General features: G+C 69.3%; 13 protein-coding genes. 6 read left to right on the plus strand and 7 right to left on the minus strand.

From position 1 onward, the window contains the following. Window positions 1-4 precede the first annotated feature (4 nt). Window positions 5-799, minus strand: coding sequence for a purine-nucleoside phosphorylase (locus tag ASD66_RS21120; protein WP_200950138.1), 795 nt, complete (start codon window positions 797-799; stop codon window positions 5-7). A 117-nt stretch (window positions 800-916) separates the two neighbouring features. On the opposite strand from ASD66_RS21120, the gene ASD66_RS21125 reads away from it, so the two are divergent. Next, on the plus strand, window positions 917-1675 hold the full coding sequence (locus ASD66_RS21125) for an alpha/beta hydrolase family protein (protein ID WP_056678714.1): 759 nt from the start codon (window positions 917-919) through the stop codon (window positions 1673-1675). Between the two features lie 22 nt (window positions 1676-1697). Here the strand turns inward: ASD66_RS21125 and ASD66_RS21130 are convergent, their stop codons facing one another. Further along, entirely contained in the window at window positions 1698-2150 is a 453-nt protein-coding gene (locus tag ASD66_RS21130) for a gamma-glutamylcyclotransferase (protein WP_056678711.1), read from the minus strand. A 104-nt stretch (window positions 2151-2254) separates the two neighbouring features. On the opposite strand from ASD66_RS21130, the gene lpdA reads away from it, so the two are divergent. Next, window positions 2255-3664 (plus strand): dihydrolipoyl dehydrogenase, encoded by a 1410-nt coding sequence (gene lpdA / locus ASD66_RS21135; RefSeq protein ID WP_056892134.1) that lies wholly within the window; start codon window positions 2255-2257, stop codon window positions 3662-3664. A gap of 89 nt (window positions 3665-3753) precedes the next feature. On the opposite strand, the gene ASD66_RS21140 is transcribed toward lpdA, so the two are convergent. Further along, window positions 3754-5577, minus strand: coding sequence for a flavin-containing monooxygenase (locus tag ASD66_RS21140; RefSeq protein ID WP_056678703.1), 1824 nt, complete (start codon window positions 5575-5577; stop codon window positions 3754-3756). Between the two features lie 143 nt (window positions 5578-5720). Between ASD66_RS21140 and ASD66_RS21145 the strand changes: the two genes are divergently transcribed. Together ASD66_RS21145 and pcrA are read left to right on the plus strand one after the other, a co-directional pair. Beyond that, window positions 5721-6893 carry a helix-turn-helix domain-containing protein gene (locus ASD66_RS21145; RefSeq protein WP_056679465.1) on the plus strand — a complete coding sequence of 391 codons (1173 nt, stop codon included), beginning with the start codon at window positions 5721-5723 and terminating at the stop codon, window positions 6891-6893. 157 nt (window positions 6894-7050) lie between these two features. Further along, window positions 7051-9489, plus strand: a complete 2439-nt coding sequence (gene pcrA, locus ASD66_RS21150) for a DNA helicase PcrA (RefSeq protein ID WP_056678698.1) — start codon at window positions 7051-7053, stop codon at window positions 9487-9489. A 365-nt stretch (window positions 9490-9854) separates the two neighbouring features. Here the strand turns inward: pcrA and ASD66_RS21155 are convergent, their stop codons facing one another. Then, a complete protein-coding gene (locus tag ASD66_RS21155; RefSeq protein WP_056678695.1) occupies window positions 9855-10730 on the minus strand; it encodes a M23 family metallopeptidase in 876 nt (291 codons plus the stop codon). A gap of 255 nt (window positions 10731-10985) precedes the next feature. Here ASD66_RS21155 and sucC point away from each other — a divergent pair, with 255 nt between their 5' ends. Together sucC and sucD are read left to right on the plus strand one after the other, a co-directional pair. Continuing rightward, on the plus strand, window positions 10986-12155 hold the full coding sequence (gene sucC / locus ASD66_RS21160) for an ADP-forming succinate--CoA ligase subunit beta (RefSeq protein ID WP_200950139.1): 1170 nt from the start codon (window positions 10986-10988) through the stop codon (window positions 12153-12155). A 13-nt stretch (window positions 12156-12168) separates the two neighbouring features. After that, a complete protein-coding gene (sucD, locus tag ASD66_RS21165) occupies window positions 12169-13050 on the plus strand; it encodes a succinate--CoA ligase subunit alpha (protein WP_056678692.1) in 882 nt (293 codons plus the stop codon). A gap of 93 nt (window positions 13051-13143) precedes the next feature. Here the strand turns inward: sucD and ASD66_RS21170 are convergent, their stop codons facing one another. The 3 genes from ASD66_RS21170 to ASD66_RS21180 all read right to left on the minus strand — a co-directional run bounded on the left by ASD66_RS21170 (window position 13144) and on the right by ASD66_RS21180 (window position 15943). Continuing rightward, the gene (locus ASD66_RS21170) at window positions 13144-13437 is read right to left on the minus strand and encodes a hypothetical protein (RefSeq protein ID WP_056678689.1); all 294 of its coding nucleotides are present in this window, start codon (window positions 13435-13437) and stop codon (window positions 13144-13146) included. Between the two features lie 138 nt (window positions 13438-13575). Continuing rightward, a complete protein-coding gene (locus ASD66_RS21175; protein WP_056892135.1) occupies window positions 13576-15432 on the minus strand; it encodes a hypothetical protein in 1857 nt (618 codons plus the stop codon). Continuing rightward, entirely contained in the window at window positions 15425-15943 is a 519-nt protein-coding gene (locus ASD66_RS21180) for a SigE family RNA polymerase sigma factor (protein ID WP_056892136.1), read from the minus strand. Before ASD66_RS21180 ends, ASD66_RS21175 begins: the two co-directional genes overlap by 8 nt. Between the last annotated feature and the right edge of the window lie 37 nt (window positions 15944-15980).

Consider the following 15980-nt stretch of genomic DNA (forward strand, 5'->3'; position numbering starts at 1 on the left):
CCCATCAGATGCCCGGGACGATCTTGCCGAGCAGCCCGCCCATGCGGGTGGCCGCCGCCTTGCCGGCCTCGAGCACCTCTTCGTGGTTGAGCGGCTCACCCGTGATGCCGGCGGCGAGGTTGGTGACCAGGCTGATCCCGAGCACCTCCATGCCGGCCTCGCGGGCGGCGATGGCCTCGAGCGTCGTGCTCATGCCGACCAGGTCGCCACCGATCGCCCGCACCATGCCGATCTCGGCGGGGGTCTCGTAGTGCGGGCCGGGGAACTGGACGTAGACGCCTTCGTCGAGGGTCGCGTCGACCTGCTGGCACATCGTGCGCAGCCGCTGGCTGTAGAGGTCGGTGAGGTCGACGAAGTTCGCGCCCTCGATCGGTGAGGTGGCGGTCAGGTTGATGTGGTCACGGATCAGCACCGGCTGGCCGGGCTGCCAGGTCTCCTTGAGCCCACCGCACCCGTTGGTCAGGACGATCGCGCGGCACCCGGCGGCGGCCGCCGTACGCACGGGGTGGACCACGGCGGCGACGCCCTTGCCCTCGTAGAAGTGGGTGCGGCTCAGGAAGACGAGCAGGTTGCGGTCGCCCGACCGGATGCTGCGGATCTTGCCGGAGTGGCCGGCGACCGCGGCTGCGGAGAAGCCGGGCAGGTCGGTGGTGGCGATCTCGGCGGTGGCCTCGCCGAGGGCGTCGACGGCGGGCAGCCAGCCCGATCCGAGGACCAGGGCGATGTCGTGCTTCGCGACGCCGGTGAGTTCGGCGAGCTTGTCCGCGGCCTCGGCGGCCAGCGCGTTGGATTCAGTCACGACAGGCACTCTAACCACGAACCTGCCGCCGGGTGACACGCCCGCCGACAGACATCCGGGGCTCACCCGGACCCAGCACGGCGCCGTCCGGCACGAGGGACCTCTAGGCTGGCGCCCATGGCCGAGAAGGTGTCCTTCGAGAGCGTGACCGGAGCCCGCCTGGCGGGACTCATCGACCCGCCGGAGGGCGACGTACGCGGGTGGGGCGTGTTCTCCCACGGCTTCACGCTCGGCAAGGACTGCCCGGCCGCGTCACGCATCTGCAAGCAGCTGGCCAGTGAGGGCGTCGGCATGCTGCGCTTCGACAACCTCGGTCTCGGCGACAGCGAGGGCGACTGGGGAGACGGGTCGTTCTCGGTGAAGGTCTCCGACACGGTGCGTGCCGTGGCCTTCCTGCGTGAGCGTGTCGGCGAGGTGGAGCTGCTGGTCGGACACTCATGGGGCGGCGCCGCGGTGATCGCCGCCGCGCGCGAGGCCGACGGGGTGCGCTGTGTGGCCAGCATCGGAGCACCGGTCGAGACGACGCACGTCGAGCACCACTACGACGCGGTGCTGGCCCGGGTGCTCGAGGAGGGTGAGGCGCCGGTCCGGCTGGGCGGCAAGGCGCTGACCCTCAAACGCGACTTCGTCCACGACGTACGCACCGCCGACCTGCGCGAGAAGATCCGCACCCTGAAGATGCCCCTGCTGGTGCTGCACTCACCGACCGACAACACGGTCGGCATCGAGAACGCCAGCGAGATCTTCCGGACCGCGCGCCACCCGCGCAGCTTCGTGTCGCTCGAGGGGTCCGACCACCTGCTCACCGCGAAGGGCCAGGCGCGTCGGGCCGCGCGGATCATCGGTGCCTGGTGCGACCAGTACCTCGCGATGTGAGCTGGGCTGTCGGCGGCGGCGTTCAGAGGCCGGTCGACCGGCAGGCCCGGGCGCGCAGCGCGGCGACGTAGTCGTCGGGAGCCCCGGCGGCCTCGGCCGCGTCGGACAGCACGCCGAGGGTGTACGCCGAGGGCAGGCCACCTTCGTAGGCGTCGAGCACGTAGGCCCAGACCACCAGTTCCCCGGTGAGCGTGGCGACCCGCACCTTGGTCTTGCGGTAGAGCCCGGTGTCGGCGCCCTCCCAGCCGTCGAGTGCGACCTCGTCCTCGGGCGTCAGGTCGTAGACCGCCACGAAGACCCGCTCGAAATGGTCCTGGACGATCGTGCTCAGGGCGCCGTCCCAGCCGTGCTCCTCGCCCCCGAAGGTCAACCGCCAGCCCTCGAGCCAGCCGGTGGTCTGCAGGATCGAGTGCGGGCAGCGTTCGCTCATGCGGGCGGGATCGAGGTTCGTCCCGTAGGCGGCGTAGAGCGTCACGCCCTGCAGGTTAGCGGTACGCCGCACACGGCCGCGGACCCACGCCCCGGCAGAGGGCGGACGCCCCGCTCGACACGCTGGCGGGGGCGGATAGTCTGGCACCCGTGACCCACTTCAACGTCCTTGTCCTTGGTGCCGGTCCTGGTGGCTACGTCGCGGCGATCCGCGCAGCCCAGCTCGGCCAGACCGCTGCCGTCATCGAAGAGAAGTACTGGGGCGGGGTGTGCCTCAACGTCGGCTGCATCCCCTCCAAGGCGCTCCTGAAGAACGCGGAGCTCGCGCACACGCTCAACCACGAGAAGGCGAAGTACGGCATCGAGGGCGACGCCACGATGTCCTTCGGCCCGACGCACAAGCGCTCGCGCCAGGTGTCGGCCGGCATCGTCAAGGGCGTCCACTTCCTGATGAAGAAGAACAAGATCACCGAGATCAACGGTCGCGGCACGCTGACCGGTGCCGTCGACGGCAAGCAGACGGTCGAGGTCAAGGACGCCGACGGCAACGCCACGACGTACACCTGCGACAACCTGATCATCGCCGCCGGCGCGAAGGTGCGCATGCTGCCCGGCATCGAGGTCAGCCAGAACGTCGTCACCTACGAGGAGCAGATCCTCGACGAGACCCTCCCCAAGTCGATCGTGATCGGCGGCTCGGGTGCGATCGGCGTCGAGTTCGCCTACGTGATGAAGAACTTCGGCGTCGACGTGACGATCGTGGAGTTCCTCGACCGCATGGTGCCGACCGAGGATGCCGACGTCTCCAAGGAGCTGCTCAAGCACTACAAGAAGCTCGGCGTCAACGTGCTGCTCTCCACGAAGGTGGAGAAGGTCGAGGACACCGGCTCGGGCGTCCGCGTCACGGTCAGCCCGGCCGCAGGCGGGGACTCGCAGGTCATCGAGGCCGACAAGATGCTGGCCGCGTTCGGGTTCGCCCCGACGGTCGAGGGCTATGGCCTCGAGACGGTGGGTGTGCAGCTCACCGAGCGCGGTGCGATCGCGGTCGACGAGCGCGGCCGCACCAACGTCCCCGGTGTCTACGCGATCGGTGACGTCACCGGCAAGATGATGCTGGCCCACGCCGCCGAGGCGATGGGCATCGTCGCGGTCGAGACCATCGCCGGCGCCGAGACCATCGAGATCGACTTCGACATGATCCCGCGGGCGACGTACTGCCAGCCCCAGATCGGTTCCTTCGGCTACTCCGAGGCACAGGCCAAGGAGAAGGGGTACGACGTCAAGACGGCGACGTTCCCGTTCAGCGCCAACGGCAAGGCCCAGGGCCTCGGCGAGCCGGTCGGCTTCGTGAAGATCGTGGCCGACGCCGAGCACAACGAGATCCTCGGCGCCCACATGATCGGGCCCGACGTCACCGAGATGCTGCCGGTGCTGACCCTGGCCCAGAAGTGGGACCTCACCGCCGACGAGGTGGCGCGCAACGTCTTCGCGCACCCGACGCTGTCCGAGGCGGTCAAGGAAGCCGTGCACGGCATCTCGGGCCACATGATCAACTTCTGACGGACGCCCGCAGCACTCAGCACGCAGAACCCCGTCTCGCTCGGCGAGGCGGGGTTCTGCGCTTGCCGGGTCCCGTTCGACCCAGCCGGTCAGCTGGTGTGGTGCACGTCCTGAAGCTTGTGCACCGGGGTGTCGATGCCGACCTGCCGCGCCTTCAGCTGCAGCGCGAGGTAGAGCGAGTAGTGCCGTGACTGGTGCAGGTTGCCGCCGTGGAACCAGAGGTTCTCCTGCTGCGTCGGCTTCCACATGTTGCGCTGCTCACCCTCCCAGGGGCCGGGGTCCTTGGTCGTGTCGGAGCCCAGGCCCCAGACCTTGCCGACCTTGTCGGCGACCTCCTGGCTGATCAGGTCGGCGGCCCAGCCGTTCATCGAGCCGTAGCCGGTCGCGTAGACGACCAGGTCGGCCTCGAGCTCGGTGCCGTCCTCGAGCACCACCGACGTCTCGGTGAGGTGGTCGACGTTGCCGTGCGCCAGCTTCACCTGCCCGTCGGCGACCAGCTCGGCGGCACCCACGTCGATGTAGTAGCCGGAGCCGCGGCGCAGGTACTTCAGGAACAGGCCTGAGCCGTCGTCACCCCAGTCGAGGTCGAAGCCGGCCTTCTCCATGCGGTCGTAGAAGTCCTTGTCCTTCTCGCGCATCTGGTCGTAGAGCGGGATCTGGAACTGGTGCATGATCCGGTAGGGGAGCGAGGCGAAGATCAGGTCGGCCTTCTCGGTGGTGACACCGGCCGCCAGCGCCTTCTCGGAGTAGAGGTCGCCGAGCCCGATGTCCATCAGGGTGTCGCTCTTGACGATGTGGGTCGAGGACCGCTGCACCATCGTGACGTCGGCGTCGTGCTCCCACAGCGCCCCGCAGATGTCGAAGGCCGAGTTGTTGCTGCCGATCACGACGACCTTCTTGCCGGTGTAGGCGTCAGGACCGGGGTGCTTCGAGGAGTGGTGCTGCTCGCCGGCGAAGATGTCGGCGCCGGGGAAGACCGGCACGTTCGGCTTGCCGCTCATGCCGGTGGCCAGCACGAGGTGCTTGGGACGCAGCGTCAAGGGCTCACCGTCGCGCACCACGGTCACGGTCCACTCGCCGGTGCTCTCGTCGTACGACGCATCGCGGGCCTCGGTGCTCGACCAGTAGGGCACCTCCATCACCTTGGTGTAGGACTCGAGCCAGTCGGCGACCTTGTCCTTGGGTGCGAAGACCGGCCAGTTGTCGGGGAACTTCAGGTAGGGCAGGTGGTCGTACCAGACCGGGTCGTGCAGGCACAGCGACTTGTAGCGGCTGCGCCACTGGTCGCCGGGGCGCTCGTACTTGTCGATCACCAGCGCCGGTACGTCGAGCTGCCGCAGCCGCGCACCGAGGGCGATGCCACCCTGACCGCCGCCGATGACGAGCACGTAGGGCTGGGTGGTGGTGCCGAGCGACTCGTCCTCCTGGCGGCGCTTCTCGGCCCACGTGATGCGGTCCTTGGTGGCGCCGTGCTCGGCGCCCATCGGCCGGCCGATGCCACGGGGCTCCTCGTGGCCCTTGAGCTCGTAGAGCGTGGTCAGGAACGTGTAGGCCTTCGGTCCGTCCTCGTCGACCAGACGGAGCAGGCCGCGCCCGCGACCGACCGCCGTCTCGAAGGTGAACCACGCGGTGGTCACGCCGTCGGCCTCGGTCGGGGGCTCCTCGGCGGCGAAGCCACGGGCACCGGCCGAGGTGCTCGAGACCAGTTCGGCGATCTGGTCCCGCCCCTCGGAGGTGGTGAGGTTCCAGCCGAAGGCGATCAGGTCGCGCCAGTAGGACTCGGTGGCGAAGAGGCCGGCGGCTGCTGTCGCGTCACCCGCCTGCAGTGCCGCCTCGAGATCGGCGAACCATCCGGCCACCCGCTCCTCGGGGCTCTGGGTCGTCGTGGTGTCGGGTTCGAGTGTCTGTGTCATTGCGGGCTCCTTCGTAGGTGGTGCATGTGATGCAGCACACAGGAAGGAGGGGCGGCGGCGACAGGGTTGCAGAGTGTTGCAACGGGGATCGTCGCCGTGGATGGCTGTGGCCGCGGTCACAACATGCACCTATGGTGGGACTCATGGCCACGCACGACCTTGCGCTGCGGGCCCGCGACTTGGTTCGGATCCACGACGCGGTGCTCTCCGGCACCGCCCCGCCCGAACGCCCGCGCGCCGTGGTGGCCCGGTCCTGGGAGCGCATGCTGAGCCTGGGCATCGATCCCGACGGACGCAACGGACGCGAACCCCTGCCGCCCTCCGCCGTCGACGACCGGCGTCGCGACTCCCGGCTGTCGCTGGTGATCGACGAGATCCGCGAGCTCCTGCTCAGTGCCGCCGACGCGTCGAACTTCCTCGTCGTGGTCACCGACGCCGACGGCGTGGTGCTCTGGCGCTCCGGGTCGTCCCGGGTCAGGCGCAAGGCCGACGTACTCGGCTTTGCCGAGGGCGCGACCTGGACAGAGAGCGCCGTCGGCACCAACGCGATCGGCACCGCGCTGGCCGAGGCGGCGCCGGTGCAGCTCTTCTCGGCCGAGCACTTCGAGAACGCCCAGGTGCCGTGGTACTGCTCGGCGTCCCCGATCCATGACCCGATCGACGGCTCGCTGCTCGGCATCGTCGACGTCAGCGGCCCCGCACTCACCCTGCACCCGGCGATCGAGGCGCTGGTGACCGCGTCCGTGCGGCTCGCCGAGGCCCGGCTGTGGCGGCACCACGAGGAGCGGCTGACGCAGCTCCGTCGCTCGGTCGAGCCGTTGCTCTCCGGTGTCAGCAGCCCGCTGCTCGTCGTCGACGACCACGGCTGGGTCGCCGCCCACCAAGGCGTCGCTGTGCAGAACCGGGTCGAGGCCCCGCGGGCCGATCGTGTGGTGGCAGTGCCTGGCCTCGGGCTGTGCCTGCCCGAACGGCTGCGTGGTGGGTGGCTGATCCGTGCACGGGCCAGCGAGAGCGTTCTCACCGCCACCCTCGACCTGCGTACGGCGCCCGCCGTGCTCGAGGTGCGCGGGCCCGACTCGCCGTGGCGGGTCACGCTGTCGCCCCGGCACGCCGAGGTGCTGTCCGCACTGGCTGCCGCCGGCCCCTCGGGTGTCACCGCCGGCGCGTTGAGCCAGCGCCTCTACGGCGACAGCGACCACCAGGTGACCGTGCGGGCCGAGATCTCCCGCATGCGACGGGCGCTCGGCGCCCTCCTGGCCACCAGTCCCTACCGGCTCGGCGACGGGGTCGAGCTCACCGTCCTCCCCGCTCGCTGAGACACCCGCTCGTTGAGGTGCCCCAGTCCCGGTCCCACCGTTGGTTGAGGAGGCGCGCCAGCGCCGTCTCGAAACCAGGCACCCTCCGCATGCGAGACCCCTCACTCCTCAACCACCGTCGGGCGGTGTCGGCGCATCGACATAGGGTGGATGCAGCATGAGCACCTCATTTCCGATCCCCGGCCTCGAATCCGTCGAGCCCGCCCGCACCCCGTCCAACGAGGCCCTCCTGGAGGGGCTCAACGAGCCGCAACGTGCGGCCGTGATCCACGCCGGGCGACCGTTGCTGGTGGTCGCGGGCGCCGGTTCCGGCAAGACCCGGGTGCTCACCCGGCGCATCGCCTGGCTGATCCGCGAGCGCAAGGCGCACCCCGGTTCCATCCTGGCGATCACCTTCACCAACAAGGCCGCCGCCGAGATGAAGGAGCGCGTCGAGGACCTCGTCGGCAAGCGGGCCCGCATCATGTGGGTCTCCACGTTCCACTCCGCCTGCGTGCGTATCCTGCGGAAGGAGATCACGGCGCTCGACTTCGGGGGCTCGAGCTTCAAGTCGACGTTCTCGATCTACGACGCAGCCGACTCGAAGCGGCTGATGACCCTGGTCTGCCAGGACCTCGACCTCGACGTCAAGCAGTACCAACCCCGCGCCGTCCTCAACTGGGTCTCCAACCAGAAGAACGAGCTGAAGGACCCCGACGACGCCGCCAAGGACACGCACAACAAGTTCGAGGAGAACTACGCCGCGGCGTACGCCCTCTATCAACGGCGGCTGCGCGACGCGAACGCCCTCGACTTCGACGACATCATCATGTTCACGGTGCACCTCTTCCAGTCGCTCCCCGAGGTGCGGGAGGTCTACCGGCGTCGGTTCCGGCACGTGCTGGTCGACGAGTACCAGGACACCAACCACGCGCAGTACGCACTCATCCACCAGCTGTGCGCCGACTCCATGGAGGAGACCGAGTCCGGCGGCGAGCGGGTCGCGCCGGCCGAGCTGATGGTGGTCGGTGACGCCGACCAGTCGATCTACGCGTTCCGTGGCGCCAACATCCGCAACATCCTCGACTTCGAGCAGGACTTCCCCGACGCCACCTCGATCCTGCTCGAGCAGAACTACCGCTCCACGCAGACCATCCTCAACGCCGCCAACTCGGTGATCGGCAACAACGCCGGCCGCAAGCCCAAGCGCCTGTGGAGCCAGGCCGGTGACGGCGCCGCGATCGTGGGCTACGTCGCCGACGACGAGCGCGACGAGGCCCGCTTCGTCTCCGAGGAGATCGACAAGCTCACCGATGCCGGTGACGCCCGTCCCGGCGACGTGGCGGTGTTCTACCGCACCAACGCCCAGTCGCGGGTCTTCGAAGAGGTCTTCATCCGCACCGGCCAGCCCTACAAGGTCGTCGGCGGCGTGCGGTTCTACGAGCGTCGCGAGGTGCGCGACGCACTCGCCTACCTCCGCATGCTGGCCAACCCGGCCGACGAGATCTCGCTGCGCCGCGTGCTGAACACTCCCAAGCGCGGCATCGGCGACCGTGCGGAGGCCTGCGTCTCGGCGTACGCCGAACGCGAGCGCACCATCTTCTGGGAGGCGCTGCGCCGTGCCGACGAGGCGCCCGGCATCGCGACCCGTTCGCTCAACGCGATCCGCGGGTTCGTCGCGATGGTCGAGGAGCTCCAGTCGATGGTCGACGCGGGGGAGCGCCCCGACGTGATCCTCGAGTCTGTGCTCGACAAGTCCGGCTACCTGGCGGAGCTCGAGGCATCCGACGACCCCCAGGACGAGACCCGCGTCGAGAACCTCGCCGAGCTCGTAGCGGTGGCCCGCGAGTTCTCCGACGACCCGGTGGCCGGGCCGTCCGCCGACCCCAGCGACGTCGACGCCGGGACGGTCACCCCGGGCCTGGGCGACTTCCTCGAGCGCGTGGCCCTGGTGGCCGACACCGACCAGATCCCGCCGCCCCCGGCAGACGGCGACGACGGAGAGGCGGCCGACGCCCAGGGCGTGGTCACCCTGATGACGCTGCACACCGCCAAGGGGCTGGAGTTCCCGGTGGTGTTCCTGACCGGCCTCGAGGACGGCGTCTTCCCACACATGCGCTCGCTCGGCGACAAGCCCGAGCTCGAGGAGGAGCGCCGGCTCGCCTATGTCGGCGTGACCCGGGCCCGCGAGCGGCTCTACCTCTCCCGCGCCGTCATGCGCTCCGCGTGGGGCGCACCGTCCCACAACCCGGCCTCACGCTTCCTCGACGAGATCCCCGCGACCCTGGTCGACTGGCGCCGCACGGCGGGGGCGCAGACGTCGTGGAACCGGCCCGACCTGAGTCGTTCCTCGGGCATCGACTTCAGCCAGCCCACCGCCGCCGGACGCCGCAACTTCGGCAGTGCCGCCGCTCGTCTCGACGCGGCCAAGAAGGCCAAGCCGGCTCGCGAGATCCCCTCCCTCGAGCCCGGCGACCGGGTCGTGCACGACTCCTTCGGCATGGGCACCGTCGTCGCCGTCGAAGGCGTGGCCGACAAGTCCGTGGCCTCGATCGACTTCGGCTCCGAGGGCGTCAAGCGGCTGCTGCTCCGCTACGCCCCCGTCGAGAAGCTCTGATCCAGGACGCGCCAGCGGACTGGATGATGGTGGTCGAGCGAGTCGCGGTCACCCGGTGGTCGAGTAGGTCGCCCAGCGACCGTATCGAGACCTGGTGAGATGATCGCCGACAGCAGGGACAGGGGCTCCGGCTCCAGCGGGCCTCGAGAGTTGCAGTTTGTACGACTCTCGTCGCTGAGGTGGTACGAACTGCAACTCTCGCGGGTCGTCAGGGCGCGCCGGATCCGACCTGCACGGTCGCTGGTCACTGGTCGCTGGCTGAGGTGGCGCGTACGTCACCGGGTCTCGACACGCGGGTCGCGGCTTCGTTCCTCAGCCGCGCCGCTCGCTCGACCACCTTCGACGGATCCGCTGGCGCGGCTCCGTCAGGGAGTGACGCCGTGGGCGACGAGCGCCTGGTACGGGTCGACCGGGTCACCGGCGCCGGGGCGCACCTCGAGGTGCATGTGCGGGCCGGTGGTGTTGCCGGTCACGCCGACGTAGCCGACGACATCGCCCGCGCGGACCGTGTCGCCGACGGCGACCGCGAACTCGTTCATGTGGCAGTACCACAGCTCTTCGCCGTCATCGGTGGTGACGATGATCTGGTTGCCGTAGGCGCCGGCGTACTCGGCGGAGGTCACCGTGCCGTTGGTGACCGACATGATCGGGGTGCCGACCGGGGCCGCGAAGTCGAGGCCGGTGTGGGTGCTCGACCACAGGCCGCTGGACTGGCCGAAGGTGGCGGTGAGGCGGTAGCTCGAAAGAGGCAGCTGCCAGAGGTTCAGGGCGATCTTCTTGGCCTGCTTCTCGGCGTCCTGGGCGAGACGCTGGAGCTCGACGTTGCGCTGCTCGGCGGTCGCCTCGGCGGCGGCCTGCAGCTTCTCCTCGCTCGAGTCGGCGAGGGCGTCACGGCGGGAATCGCGGGAGACGGTCTCCTTGCGCTCGGCGCGGGCGCTCGTGGAGGAGATGACGCTCTCGCCCGACAGGGCGTTGGCCGCGGAGGCGACGTTGAAGCTGTCGGAAGCGGTGGAATTGCTCGGCGCCTCACCGGCGGCGACGGCGCCGGTGGCCGACACGGTCAGTGCGGCGACACCCAGCAGGACCGGGGCGGAGGGGAGCTTGCGGAAGAGCTGGCCGCGCGATCCCGCGTGCTTGACCGCACGGCGCTTGCCGGCGGAAGAGGTGGCGGCGGGGATGCCGACCGAGGTTCCCGGGGTCGCAGACTTCGCTCCACGACGGGGAGCTCGGTGGTTGCCCATACAAGAATCCTCAAACCTCGGGGGATGAAGCAGCCTCAGACTGTAACGGACTCCCCGGGGGGCGTGTAAATCGAGGGTGTCGTCCATTGTGGACAACGTCGGACAAGTCTGTGTGATGTTCGCCAGGATTTCTGCTCATGGTGACCGGTCACACGTCCCATTCCCCAGACCCTCGTTGGGGCCAGGTCCGCAAACGGGTCTAGGGTGCCCAATGGAATCCCCGGACTGTAACGAATAAGAAAAAGGACTGGGTGGATGTCAGACCTGATGGAGTACCAGGCGAAGGAACTCTTCGCCAAGCACGGCGTCACCACGACTCTCGGAAAGGTCGTCGAGACCGCCGAAGAGGCACGTGCTGCCGCTGAGGAGCTGGGCGGCGTGACCGTCGTCAAGGCTCAGGTGAAGGCTGGAGGTCGCGGCAAGGCCGGCGGCGTCAAGCTCGCCAAGACCGCGGACGAGGCCTTCGAGCACGCCTCGAACATCCTCGGCATGGAGATCAAGGGCCTGACCGTGAACCGGGTCCTGATCACGCCGGCGACCCCGCCGGTGGAGGAGTACTACTTCTCCTTCCTGCTCGACCGCTCGAACCGCTCGTACCTCTGCATTGCCAGCGTCGAGGGCGGTGTGGAGATCGAAGAGGTCGCCAAGACCAACCCCGACGCCGTCAAGAAGATCCCGATCAACGCCCTCACCGGTGTCGACGAGGCCAAGGCGACCGCGATCGTCGACGAGGCCGCGTTCCCCGCGGAGCTTCGTGACCAGGCCATCAAGATGGTCCAGGACCTGTGGAAGGTCTTCGTCGAAGAAGACGCCACGCTGGTCGAGGTCAACCCGCTGGCCCGCCTCGAGGGCGACAAGCTCGAGGCCCTCGACGGCAAGGTGTCGCTCGACGACAACGCCTCCGAGGTGCGTCACCCCGAGCACGAGGCCTTCGAGATCCGCGAAGAGGCCGACCCGCTCGAGGCGAAGGCCAAGGACAAGGGCCTCAACTACGTGAAGCTCGACGGCTCCGTCGGCATCATCGGAAACGGCGCCGGTCTGGTCATGTCGACCCTCGACGTCGTTGCCTACGCCGGCGAGAACCACGGCGGGGTCACCCCGGCGAACTTCCTCGACATCGGCGGCGGCGCGAACGCCCAGGTGATGGCCGACGGCCTCGACGTGATCCTCAACGACGAGCAGGTCAAGAGCGTGTTCGTGAACGTCTTCGGCGGCATCACCGCGTGCGACGAGGTCGCCAACGGCATCAAGGGTGCCCTGGAGATCCTCGGCGACGCCGCCACCAAGCCGCTGGTCGTGCGCCTCGACGGCAACAACGTCGACGAGGGTCGCCGCATCCTCAACGAGCTGAACCACCCGCTCGTGACGCAGGTGGACACCATGGACGGCGCGGCCGACAAGGCCGCCGAGCTGGCGAACGCCTGAGAAGGACGAAGACATGTCTATCTACCTCAACAAGGACTCCAAGATCATCGTCCAGGGCATGACGGGCGGTATGGGCTCCAAGCACACCACCCTCATGGTCGAGGCGGGATCCAACATCGTCGGCGGTGTCAACGCACGCAAGGCCGGTACGTCGGTCGAGCTGGCCGGCAAGGAACTCCCGGTCTTCGGCTCGGTCGAAGAGGCGATGAAGGAGACCGGCGCTGACGTGTCCGTCGTCTTCGTGCCGCCGGCCTTCACCAAGGACGCCTGCATCGAGGCCATCGACGCCGGCATCGGCCTGCTGGTGGTCATCACCGAGGGCGTGCCGGTGCAGGACTCCGCCGAGGTGTTCGCCTACCTCGACGGCAAGTCGACCCGCATGATCGGCCCGAACTGCCCCGGCATCATCACGCCGGGTGAGTCGCTGGCCGGCATCACGCCGCACACCATCGCCGGCTCCGGCCCGGTCGGTCTCGTGTCCAAGTCGGGCACGCTGACCTACCAGATGATGTACGAGCTGAAGGACTTCGGCTTCTCGACCGCCATCGGCATCGGCGGTGACCCCGTCATCGGCACGACGCACATCGACGCGCTCGAGGCCTTCGAGAACGACCCGGAGACCAAGGCGATCGTGATGATCGGCGAGATCGGTGGCGACGCCGAGGAGCGTGCCGCGGCGTACATCAAGGACAACGTCACCAAGCCGGTCGTCGGCTACGTCGCGGGCTTCACCGCCCCCGAGGGCAAGACGATGGGCCACGCCGGCGCGATCGTGTCGGGTTCCTCCGGCACCGCGCAGGCGAAGAAGGAAGCCCTCGAGGCCGTGGGCGTCAAGGTCGGCAAGACGCCGTCCGAGACCGCCGCGCTCATGCGGGAGATCTTGCAGAGCCTCTGATCCACCGTTCCCGCCGCTCGTCGGCGGGAGACACACCGACCCGTCGCCAACTGGCGACGGGTCGGTGTCATTTGTTGCCGAACTGGCGACGGGTCAGCCCCAGTCGTCGGCACCCGGCAGGTCGAGGTCGAAGGGCACCGACTGGTCGAGGTCCCGGATGATCATCTCGGCCACCCGGTCCGTCTCGGCCGATGCGTCCGACGACCTGGCGATCAGGGAGTCGACCTGCCCGCCCGAGGCGTAGTGCTCGCAGACCTTGCACAACATCACCCGGTCGCTCAGCTCCTCCGCCGCGGCACCGCGCAGCATGACCGCGAAGGATGCCGGCTCCTCGCACATGCGGCACACCGCGTCGAGGAGGTCGGGGTCACTGGCGTCGAAGTTCACTGCGTCCTGCCTCCGTTGGTGACTCACCGTTGCTGCCGTCAGGGTACGCCGCCGGCTCGGCCGCCAGCGAAGAGAGCCTCCACCTGTACGACGAGCGCCCCGGACCCACTCGGGTCCGGGGCGCCGCGTGCTTCGCGATCAGTCCATGCAGTCCTGGTCTGCGTGCTCGAGCTGGAAGGCGGTCACCGATCCACCGTCAGTCAGGAAGAACCAGCTCTTCCCGTCGACGGGTGCGGTGTTGTAGGCGTCCTGGCCGCCCAGCTCGCCGTACGCCGCTCGCACGTCGGCGACCGTCGACCCGACCCCGATGCCCTCGGCGGTCCTCATGCCGGGTTGGGCGAAGATCATCGCCAGCCCGTGCTTCTTGCTGACGAACGCATGCACCTGCCCGTTGATGTTGGGGTGGACGGTGTCTTCCCAGCCCTTGATCGTGACGGCCCGGCACGCCGCGGTCGGGTCGTCGGCCGGGGCGATGGTGACCAGCCCGGTGGCCTCCAGCTCGGCGGCCGTCATGCCGATCTTCAGCTCGCCCCAACCGTCGGGACCCAGGACGTCGTCCGAGGAGGACTCGGTGCCGCCGTCCGACCCTGAGCCGCACCCCGCGACGGTGAACCGGCACATCGCCGCGATCGCCTGGGAGGCTTCGCTGGTCTGCCGGTCGACCTGACCCTGGCCGTTGTCGGTGCCCGGGTAGCCGGAGTGGCCGTCGTGCCGGATCACCAGCACCGACAGGCCGTTGCGGATCACCATGGTGGAGCCACCCAGGGGTGAGTCGCCGCCGTCGAGCGTGTCGCGCTCGAGGATCGCCCAGCCCTCACCGCCGAAGGGGATCTTGCGGACCGTGCGCTTCGTGACGTAGCCGTCGTCGCGCACCGGGTCCTCCGGGCAGGCCTGCATCATGGCGATCAGGTCGGCGACCGCCGCGACCGCCGCGTCGGCGTCGGCGTACGTCGTGAGCTGGCGGGCCCGGTAGTCCTCGGCGTTGGTCCATTCGGCGCGCAGCCGGTCGGCGTACTCCGGCTCCTGCCAGGTCTCTCCGCAGGCGTTGAAGGGCAGCGACTCGAGGGTGCGGTTCGGGCCCTGCAGGCCCAGCTCCTCGGTCTCGGCCACGGAGTCGTCCGGCCAGCCCGTGCCCAGCGGGTAGTCGTCGGGGATCGTCGTCGGGACGTCGTCCGACGAGCCGGAGCCCTGGTCGGGATCGACCTCGGACGGCTCTAGCGGGCCGACGTTGTCGCCGAAGAGGTCCAACTCGGGCACGAGCTGCCCGAGTCCGTCACGGGAGGTCTCGACGCCGGGCTGCACGTCGCCGCTCCACACGCCCCAGATCGAGGTCACCAGCACGGCCGGGCCGTTCGTCACGACGTTGACGACCTGCACGGTGGGCTCGGTCTCGGCGCCCCGGCCGAGGTCGAGCGTGATCGTGTTGCCGGGCCACGAGTCGTCGGCGGGTTGGAGTGCCACGGTGCCGTCGGGCATCTTCTCGGCCGCACAGTCGCGGGCCGCGTCGAGGACGGCGACGTGGGTGGCCCGCGCCTCGTCCTGGTTCTCCAGCAGGTAGAGGGTGCGGGTCACCGAGGTCTCGCCACCGGACACCTCCGCGCTGCGTACGTCGAGCGTGGGGAGGTCGGACAGGGGCGTGGTCCCGCAGTAGTCGAGGTCGTCCATCTGGCCGTCCTCGGTGACCTGGGCGCCCCCCATGCCGACGTCGAGCGCGAAGTCGTCGGGGATCGTGGTGAGGAAGCCGGAGGTCGTCCTGTCCGTGGTCTGCGTCGGGTCCACGGCCGGGTCGGGGCCCTCACCCTGGTTGACGGCACCGGCGACGAGGACACCGGAGGTGGCGACCACGGCGACCGCGGCCGCGGCACCGAGGGCCAGCACTCCCTGGTTGCGTCGGCGGATGCGGTCACCGCGACGACGCACCTCCGAGGGCGCGAGCGGGTTCATGGGCAATCCTTCACTGCTGAAGTTCTCGAGGTCCTTGATCGGATCAGACATGGCTGGCTCCTTCCTGGAGTCCGTGTGCGTCTGGTGGGGAGTCGGAGAGCAGCGCGGCCAGCGCCGTACGTCCTCGGGAGAGCCGGGCCTTCACGGTTCCCTCGGGGGCGCCGACCTCGGCGGCGACCGCCGCGATCGGCAGGTCGCACATGTGGTGCAGGACCAACGCCCGGCGCTGCGACTCGGGAAGCTTCTTGAGCGCGGCCACCAACGCGACCCGGTTCTCGTCGGCGGGGGCGGTGGAGGCCGGCAGCGACACGGCGCGGTCGGCCGGACGCTTCGCGATGCGGGTACGACGCCAGCGGCTGACCGCCAGCCTGTGGGCAGTCACTCGCACCCATGCCTCGGGGTGCTCGGCCTTCTCCAGCTTTCGCCGGTGGGCCCAGGCCTTGACGAACGCCTCCTGCACACACTCCTGCGCTTCGTCCCGGTTGCCGATCATGGCGTACAGCTGACCGGTGATCCGGGCGAAGGAAGCGGTGTAGAAGTCGTCGAACTCCTGCTCGTTCATCGACGTACCCCCGTCCTGGTCTTTCCTGCTCGCGTTG

This window comes from Nocardioides sp. Root151 (genome assembly GCF_001427925.1).
In the GTDB taxonomy this organism is placed as follows: Bacteria; Actinomycetota; Actinomycetes; order Propionibacteriales; family Nocardioidaceae; genus Nocardioides.

Excerpts from the sequence above, each read along its gene's own strand:
- ASD66_RS21125 (WP_056678714.1), top strand. The coding sequence starts at position 917 with ATGGCCGAGAAGGTGTCCTTCGAGAGCGTGACCGGAGCCCGCCTGGCG.
- ASD66_RS21140 (WP_056678703.1), bottom strand. The coding sequence starts at position 5,577 with ATGACACAGACACTCGAACCCGACACCACGACGACCCAGAGCCCCGAG.
- ASD66_RS21145 (WP_056679465.1), top strand. The coding sequence starts at position 5,721 with ATGGCCACGCACGACCTTGCGCTGCGGGCCCGCGACTTGGTTCGGATC.
- pcrA (WP_056678698.1), top strand. The coding sequence starts at position 7,051 with ATGAGCACCTCATTTCCGATCCCCGGCCTCGAATCCGTCGAGCCCGCC.
- ASD66_RS21155 (WP_056678695.1), bottom strand. The coding sequence starts at position 10,730 with ATGGGCAACCACCGAGCTCCCCGTCGTGGAGCGAAGTCTGCGACCCCG.
- sucC (WP_200950139.1), top strand. The coding sequence starts at position 10,986 with ATGTCAGACCTGATGGAGTACCAGGCGAAGGAACTCTTCGCCAAGCAC.
- sucD (WP_056678692.1), top strand. The coding sequence starts at position 12,169 with ATGTCTATCTACCTCAACAAGGACTCCAAGATCATCGTCCAGGGCATG.
- ASD66_RS21175 (WP_056892135.1), bottom strand. The coding sequence starts at position 15,432 with ATGTCTGATCCGATCAAGGACCTCGAGAACTTCAGCAGTGAAGGATTG.
- ASD66_RS21180 (WP_056892136.1), bottom strand. The coding sequence starts at position 15,943 with ATGAACGAGCAGGAGTTCGACGACTTCTACACCGCTTCCTTCGCCCGG.